10 protein-coding genes are annotated in these 13,482 nt (G+C 68.1%); 6 read left to right on the top strand and 4 right to left on the bottom strand.

The features are described 5' to 3' along the window. Positions 1-6: 6 nt before the first annotated feature. Genes ngcE through AB0I28_RS17355 form a run of 3 tightly spaced genes read left to right on the top strand, consistent with a single transcriptional unit; the run spans position 7 to position 3,310 of the window. Positions 7-1,446: an N-acetylglucosamine/diacetylchitobiose ABC transporter substrate-binding protein gene (ngcE, locus tag AB0I28_RS17365; protein ID WP_357494314.1), complete on the top strand. Its 1,440-nt coding sequence runs from the start codon at positions 7-9 to the stop codon at positions 1,444-1,446. A gap of 23 nt (positions 1,447-1,469) precedes the next feature. After that, positions 1,470-2,396: a sugar ABC transporter permease gene (locus AB0I28_RS17360; RefSeq protein ID WP_357494312.1), complete on the top strand. Its 927-nt coding sequence runs from the start codon at positions 1,470-1,472 to the stop codon at positions 2,394-2,396. Positions 2,397-2,410: 14 nt separating this feature from the next. After that, positions 2,411-3,310, top strand: coding sequence for a carbohydrate ABC transporter permease (locus AB0I28_RS17355; protein WP_357494310.1), 900 nt, complete (start codon positions 2,411-2,413; stop codon positions 3,308-3,310). 69 nt (positions 3,311-3,379) lie between these two features. On the opposite strand, the gene AB0I28_RS17350 is transcribed toward AB0I28_RS17355, so the two are convergent. The 3 genes from AB0I28_RS17350 to AB0I28_RS17340 form a co-directional block, all read right to left on the bottom strand. Beyond that, positions 3,380-4,474: a C45 family peptidase gene (locus tag AB0I28_RS17350; protein WP_357494308.1), complete on the bottom strand. Its 1,095-nt coding sequence runs from the start codon at positions 4,472-4,474 to the stop codon at positions 3,380-3,382. Between the two features lie 11 nt (positions 4,475-4,485). After that, positions 4,486-5,493 carry a phosphotransferase gene (locus tag AB0I28_RS17345; protein WP_357494306.1) on the bottom strand — a complete coding sequence of 336 codons (1,008 nt, stop codon included), beginning with the start codon at positions 5,491-5,493 and terminating at the stop codon, positions 4,486-4,488. 116 nt (positions 5,494-5,609) lie between these two features. Beyond that, entirely contained in the window at positions 5,610-6,377 is a 768-nt protein-coding gene (locus tag AB0I28_RS17340) for a PadR family transcriptional regulator (RefSeq protein ID WP_357494304.1), read from the bottom strand. A 598-nt stretch (positions 6,378-6,975) separates the two neighbouring features. Here AB0I28_RS17340 and AB0I28_RS17335 point away from each other — a divergent pair. Both AB0I28_RS17335 and AB0I28_RS17330 read left to right on the top strand, forming a co-directional pair. After that, the gene (locus AB0I28_RS17335) at positions 6,976-7,170 is read left to right on the top strand and encodes a hypothetical protein (protein WP_357494303.1); all 195 of its coding nucleotides are present in this window, start codon (positions 6,976-6,978) and stop codon (positions 7,168-7,170) included. A gap of 269 nt (positions 7,171-7,439) precedes the next feature. Next, on the top strand, positions 7,440-11,792 hold the full coding sequence (locus AB0I28_RS17330; protein WP_357494301.1) for a S8 family serine peptidase: 4,353 nt from the start codon (positions 7,440-7,442) through the stop codon (positions 11,790-11,792). A gap of 154 nt (positions 11,793-11,946) precedes the next feature. Here AB0I28_RS17330 and AB0I28_RS17325 read toward each other — a convergent pair whose 3' ends face one another. Next, positions 11,947-12,807 carry an SGNH/GDSL hydrolase family protein gene (locus AB0I28_RS17325; RefSeq protein ID WP_357494299.1) on the bottom strand — a complete coding sequence of 287 codons (861 nt, stop codon included), beginning with the start codon at positions 12,805-12,807 and terminating at the stop codon, positions 11,947-11,949. Between the two features lie 112 nt (positions 12,808-12,919). Here AB0I28_RS17325 and AB0I28_RS17320 point away from each other — a divergent pair, with 112 nt between their 5' ends. Next, a complete protein-coding gene (locus AB0I28_RS17320; RefSeq protein WP_357494297.1) occupies positions 12,920-13,393 on the top strand; it encodes a PPOX class F420-dependent oxidoreductase in 474 nt (157 codons plus the stop codon). Positions 13,394-13,482: the final 89 nt, after the last annotated feature.

The raw sequence follows: 13,482 nt of genomic DNA, 5'->3' as shown, positions 1-13,482 counted from the left end.
AACACCATGGCATCTGACACCACCCCCAACGAGGCCGGCGACCTCACCCGTCGTTCCGTCCTCAAGACCTCCGCGGCGCTCGGCCTGCTGGCCGTCCCGGCCGTGGGTCTGCTCAGCGCGTGCGCGTCCGGCGGCAGCGAGGACAAGGAAGGCGTCGGCGTCGACACCGCCGACGCGGTCAACCCCTTCAAGGTCGACGGCAAGAAGCCCCTCGAGGTCGTGATCTTCAAGGGCGGCTACGACGACAAGTACGCCATCGCCCAGGAGGCGATCTACAAGGAGAAGTTCCCCGAGTCGGTCATCACCCACCACGGCATCGAGGACATCCGGGCCGAGATGGGTCCGCGCTTCAACTCGAAGAACCCGCCCGACGTCATCGACAACTCCGGCGCGCAGCAGATCAACCACGCCGACCTGGCCAACAACGGGCAGTACGCCGACCTGACGCCGCTGCTGGACGCCCCGACCATCGACGACGCCAACGTCAAGGTGCGCGACACCCTGCTGGGCGGCGTGGTCGAGCTGGGTACCTACAACGGCAAGTTCCACGTGCTCAACTACGGGTTCACGCTGTACGCGATCTGGTACTCCGGCGGCCTGTTCGCCGAGAAGGGCTGGACCGCTCCGACCACGTGGGCCGAAATGCTGACCCTCTGTGAGGAGATCAAGAAGGCCGGCATCGCGCCGTGGACCTACACCGGTGTCCACCCGTACTACCTGTTCGACATGATGGTGACCCTCGCCGCCCGTCATGGTGGCAACGACGTCATCAAGAACATCGACAACCTTGAGCCCGACGCGTGGCGTCACGCGTCGATCAAGCTGGCGCTGGAGGCCATGGCCGACCTCAAGGCCAAGGGCTACATCCTCGAAGGCTCCGACGGCCTCGACCACCGCGCCTCCCAGGCCCGCTGGGCCAAGAAGGACGCGGCGTTCATCCCGGTCGGCAGCTGGCTGGAGAACGAGGAGAAGGAACTCCTCGCCGCCGACCCCAACTTCGAGATGAAGTGCCTGATCATGCCGCCGCTGGACGGCAGCACCAACCCCAACGCGGTCTGGGCCGCTCCGGGTGAGGGCTTCGCGGTGCCGCAGGACGCCAAGAACCGTGAAGGCGGCCTGGAGTACCTGCGCATCATGCTGTCGGCCAAGGGCCGTGAGGCGTTCTCGAAGAACACGAGCTCCCTGACGGTGGTGGCCGGCAAGACCGAGGGCATGCCCGACAGCCCCGGTGTCCGCGCGGCCAACGAGGCGCTCAAGACCACGGCCACCTCGGCCTTCCCGTTCAAGATCGACGAGTGGTACCCCGACTTCGGCAAGGGCATCCTGCGTCCGAAGCTGGGTGAGGTCATGGCGGGACGTCTGACCCCCGACGAGTTCATCGACACCATCCAGAAGGCCGCCGACGACGTCAAGAGCGACTCGGCGATCCTCAAGCAGAAGCGCTAGACGGGGCGGGAGGCACCACGACCATGAAACGCCGCAAGAACTTGTTCGTGGCATCGTTCCTGGTGCTGCCGGTGACGCTGTACCTCGTACTGGTGCTGTCACCATTCGCGCAGGCGTTCTGGTTCTCCATGACGAACTGGAACGGCACGAATCCGAACTACGAGTTCGTCGGTCTGGAGAACTTCCAGAAGCTGTTCACCAGCGAGCTCTACTCGGTGTATCTGATCCCTGCGCTCAAGCACAACGCGGTGATGCTGATCGTGGTGCCCCTGGTCGTGATCGCCCTGGCTTTGTTCTTCGCGTTCATGCTGAACGTCGGAGGGCGAAGCCGGGGCGGTCAGATGCGCGGCGTCGGCGGCGCCGGCTTCTACAAGATCATCTATTTCTTCCCGCAGGTGCTCTCGGTCGTCATGATCGGTGTGCTGTGGCAGGCGGTGTACCGCTCGGACGAGTACGGTCTGCTCAACTCGGTCCTGGCGCTGTTCGGGGTGCCGTTGAAGTCGAGTGGCTGGCTGTCCGATCCGAGCCTGGTGCTGATCATGGTCATGCTGGTCATGATCTGGAGTTCGGTCGGGTTCTACCTGGTCTACTTCTCCTCGGCGATGGCCTCGATTCCCGCCGAGATCTACGAGGCGGCCGCGCTCGACGGTTCGACACGGGTGCAGACCTTCTTCAAGATCACCGTGCCGCTGCTGTTCGACTCCATCCGCACCGCCTGGATCTACCTGGGCATCGTGGCTCTCGACGGGTTCGCGCTGGTGTTCATCATGACGCCCCAGCAGGGCGGCCCCGACCACGGCAGTGAAGTCCTCGGCGGGGTCATGTACAACTTCTTCGCCAACGGCAAGGCCGCCATGGCCTGCGCCGTGGGCGTGATCCTGTTCTTCTTCACCTTGTCTTTGATGGCCCTGTCGATGCGGCTGACCCGCCGCGACCGCGTGGAATTCTGAGAGGAGCCACTGCAATGGCGACCACTACCAGCCAGACGGCTCCGGCCCCGGTCGAGAACAACCCCCCGACCGGGGGTAAGCAGAAGAAGACCGGCGGCGTCCTCAACGTCTTCTCCCACGGTTTCCTGTTCTTGTGGGCGGTGATGATCATCCTTCCCCTCATCTGGATGGTCGTCACCTCGCTGAAGAACAACACCGAGATCTTCACCGACCCGCTGGGTCTGCCCGACGTGTGGCAGTTCGAGAACTACATCCGGGCGTGGGAGAAGGCCGGCATCGGCCAGTTCTTCATCAACACCATCATCGTCGTCGGCGGCGGGGTGTTCTTCACCATGACGCTGGGCTCGATGGCGGCCTACGTCCTGGCCCGCTACGAGTTCAGGGGCAACCGGTTCTTCTTCTACATGTTCGTCTCGGGCATGATGTTCCCGGTGTTCCTGGCACTGGTGCCGCTGTACTACATAGTCGACGGCATGGGCCTGCTCGGGACCTTCCACGGCCTCATATTGGTCTACACCGCCTATTCACTGCCGTTCACGGTGTTCTTCCTGACGTCGTTCTTCAGGACGCTTCCCACCGGTGTCGCCGAGGCGGCGATGATCGACGGGGCCGGGCACTACCGCCTGTTCTTCCAGGTGATGCTGCCGATGGCCAAGCCGGGCATCATCTCCATCGCGATCTTCAACGTGATCGGCCAGTGGAACCAGTTCCTCATGCCCCTGGTGCTCATGCCCGGGGAGAGCAACTCGGTGATCACCCAGGGCATCGCCAACATCGCCGTCCAGGAGCGTTACAACCCCGACTTCTCGGCGTTGATGGCCTCGATGGTGATCTCGATGGTGCCGGTGCTCATCGCCTACATCATCTTCCAGCGGCAGATCCAGGCCGGCATGACCGCCGGTGCGCTGAAGTAGCCGGACTCCGCGCGGGCGGCGCCGGGACGGTCACTGTGGATGACCGTCCCGGCGCCGTTTCGTCGTCTTCTACAAGGCGACGGTGGTGTACTCCGACTCGCAGGGCGGGCCGGCGGTGTAGGACAGTTCGCGGGCGTCGACGTCGATGACGACCGACAGGGCGGTGTGGATCCGCTGGTGCGGCTCCTGCGCGGCGATGGGGTGGCGGCACAGGGCGTTGGCGCCGTTCTCGTGGTCGCGCAGCTTCGCCGGGAGCGCGGCCGGGTCGACCGGGCCGGTGCCCAGCAGCGTGCTCAGGCGGTCGTTGCGGTCGTAGGTCGTCGGCGGCCAGTGCCGCCAGGTCTCGGTCACGCCGAGCGCGGCGGGGTCGGTGAAGTGGTTGGCGTGCACCAGGACGCCCTCGCAGGCGATCTCGTTGGCCGCGACCGGGGCGAGTTCGACGTCGACGACGGCCTCGGGCCCGCCGACCATGAAGTTCGCCGAGTTCGACACGGCCTTGTCGGCCACGCCGGTGGTGAGGTGCCCGACGGCCTCGGCGACCGTCGAGCTGTGCAGTGCCCGCCAGGTCCGCAGGTGGAAGGGGATCCCGGCGCGGGTCCAGTCGTCGCTGTCGGAGGTGAGCCCGTTGACGCACAGGGCGACGCCGGCGTCGTTGACGCCGATCTTGACGCCGGCGATGCCGGCCTCGGTGAAGCCCAGGACGGTGCGGCCGGGCTCCTCGACGCGCAGCAGGGCGCAGCGCACGTCGGGGAACCAGTCCCAGTTCTGGCCGATGCGCTGGCGGCCGTCGGTGGCGGCCTCGCGCAGGATCCCGAATGAGGTGCACTCGTCGACGTCGTGGGCGACGCCGGCGGCGCTCCAGGCGCTGTAGAGGACCTCGTAGCGGGCGTTGAGGACGGTGATGGCGGCCAGTGGCTGCCCGCTGCCCTCGGCGATGCCCTCCATCATCTCCCGGTAGGCCGGGTCGGCGCGGCCGAAGACCTCCAGGTACACCGCCGCCCGCGCGTTGACCTCGGCGTCGGTGAGGCCGGCGTCGTCGTGGAGTCTTCGCGCGTACAGCGCGATGTTGGCGGCGATGTCGTCGGCCAGGGCGCGGCCGTGGGTCAGTCCCTGCTCGCGGGGGGAGCCGGACAGGGTCAGGTGCGGGAGGGGGGTGGTGGTCATGGCGGCCAGTCTTACATGGTGAGGGCCGCCATCACCTCGTCATATCTTGCCGTCCACCACTGCAGCAGGGCCGCCTGGCCGGCCAGGAGGTGGTCGGAGGCGGGGTTCTTGCGCAGGTAGTGCCATTCGACGATCCAGTTCTCGGTGAGCCGCTCCCACCACAGGCGGTGCAGGCCGTCGGCGATGGCGGGGACGCCGATGTCGAACACACGGCGGTAGCCGGCCACGAAGGTCTTGGCGCGTTCGAGGTCGAAGCCGCGCTCGTCGCCGTAGGTGAAGAAGAAGGTCGCGGCCCGGACGAGCTCGCGCGCGTAGGGGCCGATGCGCAGGCGGTCCCAGTCGAGGACGGCGATGACGTCGTCGGTGCGGTCGAGCAGGACGTTGTGCGGGTGGAAGTCGCCGTGCACGTAGCCGGCCATGGTGGTGGGGATCTGCGGCGGGCAGCGGTCGGCCAGGCGCAGGAGCATGCCGCGCTTCATGCGCAGGGTGCGTTCGGCGAGGCGGTCGAAGTCGGTGTTGCCGTTGCGGCTGTCGACCACGTCGAGGAGACGGTCGATGTTGGTCAGCGCCTGCACCGTCGGCGCCGCCGACGCCTGGTAGGGGTGCGGGGGAGTGGGCAGGGTCTGCCGCAGGGTGCCGTGGATGCGGCCGAGGGTCGCGCCCAGTTCACCGCAGCGCTCCAACGTCATCGACAGCCCCGAGCGGTGCACACCGGTCACCCAGGGGAACACCCCGTACTCGTGCCCGCCGATCAGGATCGTGTCGGTGTTGTGCTGGGTGCGCACCGGCAGCGGCACGGGCACCCCGACCTGGGCCAGCGAGCGCAGGACACGGATCTGGAAGGCCAGCTGAGGGCCCCGGACGTCGAGGAAGAGCTTGAGGACGTAGCTGCCGGTGTCGGTGTCGACACGCCAGTTGCGGTTCATCATGCCGGTGGCGACGCGGTGGATCTTGTGGACCTGGCCAAGCCGCCACTGGGCGATAACGGTTGCCGGGGGCGGCACGGAGGTCAACACCATGTCGCCACGGTATTCGGTCGTGGCCCGCTTGTGGGCACCGGAGGCCTCCGCTTGTCGATTGGGGTGAGCGTTGAGACCGCGCCCGCGCCGGGCGCGGTCTCAACCGGCGTGGAGGGTCACTCCTCGCCGTCGTCGATGTCGTCGGCCACCGGCGCGACCGGGGCGGCCTCCTCGTCTTCGGCGAGGATGCGGTACAGGCCGCGGCGGGTCTCGCCCAGCAGCGCCCGCGCCTTGTCCAGCTGACCCGGCCCGCCGGCGGCGGCGACCTGCTGAGCGGCGGTCACGACCTGACCCATGAGGCGCTGGTACTCCACCGCCTCGTCGTCGACCGACGACTGGAGCGTCTCCCACGGGTCGCGCAGCCGCTCGGGGTTGGCCTCGGCATAACCGCGGCCCTCCTCGGTCAGCTCGAAGGTGCGCTTGCCGTCGACGTCGACGGCCCGCACCAGGCCCTCGTCCTCCATCTGCTGGAGAGCGGGGTAGATCGAGCCGGGACTCGGGCGCCACATCCCGCCACTGCGGTTGCCGAGCTCCTGGATGAGCTGGTAGCCGTTGCGCGGCTGCTCGACCAGCAGGCTCAGGACCGCCGAGCGGACGTCACCGCGCCGCATCCGGGGACGGCCCCGTCTGCCGTGCTGCGGACCGAAGCCCCACGGCCCCGGCGGGGGCATCGGGGGCACGCCCCCGTGCGGAGGGAACGGCACGCCAGGTGGCATGGGAGGCACCGGCGGCATGTGCGGCGGTCCGGGCGGGAAGCCCTGGTGGTCGCGAGGGCCGTGATCCCGGCCGCGCCGGTGCCCCCGCTCGGAACGGCGGTGCGCCCGCAACTGCTCGCGCGGGTCGAGGCCGCCGCTGAACCAACGGTGTTCACGATGATCTGTCATCGGACTTCTCCTATCTATCGAAGTAAGTCAACGATATATCGAAACGGGTTCTGGTGCAACGGTGACGACACCCACCCGCCCCCACTCCACACCCACACCCGCACCACCAGCGAAGAATCCGACGAACGACCCCACCGAACAACCCGAGCAGCCGACCACCGCCACCCGCCCACACGCCACCCACACGCCCGCCGGCCACACCAGCCCCCGCACCCACCACCCGACGCACCCCACCGCCCCACGACCCACCACGACCCCCGCAGAACCCCACACCCGCCAGCACACCGCGCTCGCCACCACCGCCGCTCCCCGAAGAATCGGACGAACCCACCCGCAACACCCGACCCACCGCGCCCAACCCCGACGGACCAACACCGCCCCACAGCGGACCCACAGCCCCACCGAACCGACACCCACACCACAACGACCGCGCTCGCCCCTTTGCGCCCGGTAGGCACCCACCGCCCTTCCGTACTGCCCCCGAGTTCCCCATTCCCTGCACTCACCGGCGTCGCCCCAGCTCAAATACCCCCGTCTGCCGTCAATCACCTGTCCGGGCAATATCGGCCCTGGCACCGGTGCTCTACCGTCGGTGGACATGAGCTATGAGCAGTACGGGGGCGGCTACAGCGGGCGCCAGGAAATGTCGGTCTCGGCGGGCACCGCCTTCAAGATCGGCTTCTTCGGGGCCTTCGGAGCCGCGGTCGCGGGCATCGTCCTCTCGGTCATTTTCTTCGTGGTGGGTCTGCTGCTGGCGGCGGCCGGCGTCGGCTTCCTGGAACAGTTCAACTGATCGTCGGGGCAGCTCAACCGGCCCGGCAATGATCACCCGAGGACGCACTGGCCGTTCGGTCGGTTCCATAAACCCTTTGGCGTATCCTGTCCTGGCGTAAAGACGCCACAACAGATCCATTGCCTCTCGGTGTTCGCATAGACGACGATCGTCGGCGAACCGGAATACGCGGGCGACCCAACCCGCGTTCCCGGCATACCACCGAGAAGGGAGCCGTCGTGCATAGCCCAACACGGCGATGGCGGACCACCTTAACGATCACAGCGGCAGTGGTAGCACTGCCGCTTTTCCTGGGACAGGGAACGGCCTACGCCGACCCGGCCGGAGGCGCCGCCGACGCGGTCGCCAAGAAGGTCGACACCCAGGTTCTGTCCGAACTGTCCACCCAGGGCACGGCCGATTTCTGGTTGCGCTTCGGTGACGACGCCGACCTCGACGCCGCTCACGCGGCGAAGACCAAGGAGGCCAAGGGCGCCGCGGTCTACGAGGCCAAGACCGAATACGCCGACCGCACGCAGAAGCAGGCCCGTGAACTGCTCGCCGAGCAGGGCGTGTCCTATCAGAGCTTCTGGATCGTCAACACGATCAAGGTCACCGGCGACGCCGCGCTCGTAGAGGACCTCGCCGTCCTCGACGGCGTGGAGAGCATCAAGGCCGACGCCGAGATCCAGCTCGACGAGCCCACGGCAGGCACGGACGAAGCGGCGGTCAACGCCGTCGAGTGGAACATCACCAACATCAACGCCCCCCAGGTCTGGGACCAGTACGGCGTTCACGGTGAGGGAATCGTCGTCGCCAACATCGACAGCGGCGTCGACTACCTCCACCCGGCGGTGAACTCCAAGTACCGCGGCAAGAACGCCGACGGCACCTACAGCAACGACTACAACTGGTTCGACCCCACCGGTGTCTGCCCGACGGCGGGCGTTCCCTGTGACAACAACGGCCACGGCACCCACACCATGGGCACCATGGTCGGCGGGGACGGCGCCAACACCATCGGTGTGGCTCCCGGCGCGAAGTGGATCGCCGCCAAGGGCTGCGCGACCAGCAGCTGCCCCGAAGCCGCGCTCCTGGCGGCCGGACAGTGGATCGTGGCTCCCACCGACGCCAACGGTGACAACCCCGATCCGTCGAAGGCCCCGCACGTCGTCAACAACTCCTGGGGCGGCGGCACCAGCGACGACCCGTGGTACGAGGAGATCGTCCAGTCGTGGGAAGACGCGGGGATCTTCCCGTCGTGGTCCAACGGCAACGACGGCGAGCTCGGCTGCAACAGCAGCGGCGACCCCGGTGTCTACCCGGTCAGCTACTCCTCGGGTGCCTACGACATCAACAACGCCATCGCCGACTTCTCCGGACGCGGCCCCGGCCGTGACGGTGAGGTCAAGCCCAACCTGGCCGCTCCCGGCGTGAACGTGCGCTCCTCGGTCCCCAACGGCGGTTACCAGGCGTTCTCCGGAACGTCGATGGCGGCTCCGCACACCACCGCCGTCGTCGCCCTGATGTGGTCGGCTGCTCCGGCGCTGGTCGGCGACGTCGCCGCGACCAAGGCCCTCCTCGATGGCACCGCGCGTGACACCGAGAACCTTGAATGCGGTGGCACCCTCGCCAACAACAACGTCTTCGGTGAAGGCCGACTCGACGCCCTCGCGGCCGTCGAGGCCAGCCCTCGCGGAGGCACCGGCGCGCTCAACGGAACCGTCACCGGTGACGGAGCGCCCCTCGCGGGTGCCACCGTCGTCATCGACGGCCCGATGGACCGCACGCTGACCACCGGCGCCGACGGCAAGTTCGCCGTGGCCGTCGCCTCGGTCGGCGACTACACCGTGACGGCCAGCAAGTTCGGGTACGGCACCGACTCGGCCACCGGCACGGTCACCGAAGGACAGACGACCACCGTCGACCTCGCGCTCGAAGCCGTCCCGTCCGGGGACGTCGAAGGCGTCGTCACCGACGGCGGCGGCCAGGGCTGGCCCCTGTACGCCAAGGTCACCGTCACCGGTACCGACATGTTCACCTACACCGACCCCGCCACCGGCGAGTTCGCGCTGACGCTGCCCAGCAGCCAGCACACTCTCCACGTCGAGTCGGTCATCCCCGGTTACACCGCCGCCGACGTCCCTGTCGACGCTTCCACCGGCGCCAGCGCCGATGTGGCGCTGATCCCGGGCGCGGACTGCACCACCCCCGGCTACGAGCTCGACTACGGCAACTTGGCCCTGGCCGAGCGCTTCACGTCGACTTCGGCCCCCGCGGGCTGGACCGTGGTGAACAACAGCACCAAGGGTGGACTGCCGTGGGTGTTCAACGACCCGGGCGCCCGCAAGAACCTCACCGGCGGCGACGGCGGCTTCGCCATCGGCGACAGTGACGAGTCGGGCTCCGGCAAGGACGTCGACACCGACCTGATCTCCCCGGCCTTCGACCTGTCGGCCTCGGCGACGAAGGTCTTGACCTTCAACAGCGACCTCAACATGCTCACCGGCGACGTGGCGTCCGTTTCGGTCACCACCGACGACGGTGCGACGTGGACGAAGCTGTGGGAGTACACCAACGGCCAGGACCGTCGCGGCCCGCGCGTGGAGAGCATCGACCTCGCCACGATCGGCACCGCCACGGCCGTCAAGGTCAAGTTCCACTACGCCGGCACCTACGACTGGTGGTGGCAGGTCGACAACGTGCAGATCGGCACCCCCGACTGCGTCGCCGTCGACGGTGGCCTGGTCGTGGGCAACGTCCTCGACCAGAACGCCGGCACCACGCTCAACGGCGCCAAGGTCACCGACACCGTCTCGGGTGCCACCGCGACCACCGCGGCGACCCCCGACGACACCCAGCTGGCCGACGGCTTCTACTGGCTGTTCACCGAGGCGACCGGGTCCCACGACCTGACCGCCTCGAAGGGTGGATACCAGTCGCACACCAAGGCCGTCGACGTCGCCAACCACGGCACGACCGAAGCCGACTTCACCCTCGGTGCCGGCCGGATCGTGGTCGACAAGACCCAGCTGGACTCCGTGGTCACCCTCGGAGCGGCCTGGACGCACGACCTGAAGTTCACCAACACCGGTACCGCACCGGCGACCATCGAGATCGGCGAGAACGGCGGCGACTGGACCGCGTCGAGCACCGGCGCGCCCTTCACCGTCCTCAACCCCGACCAGAAGGCCGACCTGTCGGCCAAGCCCGCACAGGCCCCGGTCAAGCCGGAGTCGGTGCCGTCGGTGACCGCCGACGACGCGTGGGCCGCCATCGCCAACTACCCGGTGGCCGTGTTCGACGCGACCGCCTCCTACGGTGACGGTGCGCTCTACGTGGTGGGCGGCACGATCGGTGCCGACCAGACCGGCAAGGGCTACAAGTACGCCGACGGTGCATGGACGGCCATCGCCGACATGCCCACACCGCGTAACCAGCCCCAGTCGGAGTTCATCGGAGGCAAGCTCTACGTCACCGGTGGATGGCTCGCCAGCGGCGCGCCGGCCACCGAGGTCGAGGTCTACGACCCCTCCACCAACTCCTGGTCGACCGGCGCCGACAACGGCACCGGCCGTGCCGCGGCGGGCCACGCCTCGGTCGACGGTGACCTGTACCTGGTCGGCGGCTGCGCCGACGACCAGTGCGCCATGAGCAACGACGTCGTCAGCTACGACGCCGGTTCCGACTCGTGGTCGACGCACGCCGACTACCCGCTGGCCACGGCGTTCCTGTCCTGCGGTGGCCTCGACGGCACCCTGGTCTGCGCCGGCGGCTTCGACGACCAGTCGCCCACGACCGACGCTTACGCCTACGACCCCAGCGCCGACGCGTGGACGGCCCTCCCGGCCATCCCCGTGTCGCTGGCCGGTTCGGCGTACTCGGCGGCCAACGGCAAGCTGGTCATCTCCGGCGGCTGGGTCAACGGAGCGGGAACCACCAACGCCACGGTCGCCTTCGACAAGGCCTCCGGTGCGTGGGAGACCCTGCCCAACAACACCGCTCCGCGTGCTCGCACCACCGGCGCGTGCGGTTTCTTCAAGGTCGGTGGATGGCAGACCGCCTGGACCGGCACGAACAGTGCCGAGACCCTCGGCGGACTCGACGACTGCGGTGGCTCGGCCGATGTGCCGTGGCTGAAGGAGAACCCGCAGACGGTCACCGTCAACCCCGGCCAGACCGTGACGGTCAAGGTCACCACGTCGGCGAAGGCCGCTGACGGGGTCGACCAGCCGGGTACCTACACCGCCGGACTGTCGGTCAAGACCGGCACTCCCTACGGCACCATCGCCGTGGGCGTCCAGATGCTGGTCGCGCCCACAGCCAACCTCGGCAAACTGATCGGCACCATCTCGGGCAAGAACTGCGACGGGTCCACCAGCCCGATCGTGGGAGCCCAGGTGCAGGTCAAGAACGTCTCGACCGGTGTCCGCACCGACCTCAAGACCGACGCCAAGGGCAACTACGCGTGGTGGCTGAAGGCGGCCAAGTACCAGGTCATCGTCAGCAAGGACGGCTGGGCGGCCGATGTCTCGGTCTTCACCGTCAAGAAGCAGCAGATCAACGAACTGTCGTTCACGCTGGACAAGATCGGCTGCACGGCCACCAAGGTCGACGGCGGCTGGCTCATCCCGCTGATCTAACGGTTCCACCGGCCGCCGTCTCGGCGCGAAGGCATCCAGCCTCCGCACCGGGGCGGCGGCCCTTACTCTGCCCCGGTCCTCTCCAAGCCCCTGCGGCCCCGCGTTCGTGCCCGGGCGCGGGGCCCTCTACGACCTCAACGCGCCCGACACCCGCTCACCAGTCGTACCCGGCCTTCCACAAAGCCTCCGACAAGGCCTTCTGCCCCGCCAGGCTCGGATGGAAGAAGTCGATCCCCGACACGTCGTCGAGACCCAACTCGGCGTTGAACACCGCCCCCTGGTCATAGCGGCACGACGTGAACACCGCGCACGCCGCCGCCAGCGCCTGGTTGTACTCCTCGATCAAAGCCAGCACCCCCTTGCGCCGCTCCTCATCGACGAGACTGTCCGACGCGGCATCGCCCAGCATCTGCCCGCACACATCGAGGTCCCACACCCATAGCGCCCGGTCGTTGTCACGCCCCGCCTCCCACAACCGGTACAGGTTCGGAACACTGGCCACCAAGACCTTCACGTCCGGATCGGCCGCCGACAACGCCGCCAGCGCCGCCTCCACATACCCCCCGAACTCCAGCGCCGACACCGGCGTGGGATCGCAGGCGTCGTTCGCGCCGATCAGCACCGTCACGTACTCCGCCTTGCCCGCCGCCTGCCCCGCCTGCCCCGCCAGATCGGCGACCTTCGCGCCGGGCACCGCGAAGTTCAGCGACTCCACCACCTCACCCGGACGCGCCGCCTGCAACCGCAGGAAGTGACTGCCCACCGCCGGATCGGTCCCCGTCGACCAGTTCGCCTCGACGCACTCACCGATCGTCTCGCAGGAGTTCACCCCCCGCGAGATGGAGTCGCCCAGCGCCGCGATCGAGGCCGGCGCCTCAGGATTGGGCTCACCGAGCTCGGCGGCCACAGCAGGCGCCGAGGAGGACTCCGCAGGCGCCGACAGGGGAGAGTCGATACCGCAACCGCTCAAGACCAGAACAACCGCCGAGCCCAGCGCGAGGAGTGTACGGCGCATGAGTGTCCCCTTTATGCGTATCGATGGAGAGGTGCCGCCAGGGGATCGACGATAACCGACCCGCCTCGAACGACTAGCCTTGCGCACCAGACCCGACAGATGGAGGACACCCATGGCAACGGCCTCGACCACCACGGTGAGCCGCGCGAGCCTCGAAGAGTTCATCCGCCCCCGCCACAAGGCCCTGCTGATCACCACCCGCGCCGACGGCCGCCCCCAGACCTCACCGGTCGCCTGCGGCCTCGACGCCCAAGGCCGCGTCGTCATCTCCACCTACCCCGAACGCGCCAAGGCCCGCAACATCCGCAAAGACCCCCGCGTCTCGGTGTGCGTCCTGTCCGACGACTGGAACGGCCCCTACGTCCAAGCCGACGGCACCGGCGAGGTCCTCGACCTGCCCGGCGCCCTCGAACCCCTCGTCGACTACTTCCGCGTCATCTCCGGCGAACACCCCGACTGGGACGACTACCGCGCCGCCATGACCCGCCAGGGCAAGTGCCTCATCCGCGTCACCGTCCAACGCTGGAGCCCGGTCAGCACCGGCGGATTCCCCGCCCACCTCGACATGTCCCAGAACACGGCCTAGATCGTTGATGTGGAATTAGTGGGCATGACGAAGGGCGTCAGGATCGGTGTGTGAAGACTGATCTGGACGCCCTTCTGACTGCACTGTAC

The sequence above is a fragment of the Phytomonospora sp. NPDC050363 genome (assembly GCF_040655735.1).
Taxonomy (GTDB): Bacteria; Actinomycetota; Actinomycetes; order Mycobacteriales; family Micromonosporaceae; genus Phytomonospora.
This window is presented reverse-complemented; position numbering and strand designations above follow the sequence as displayed.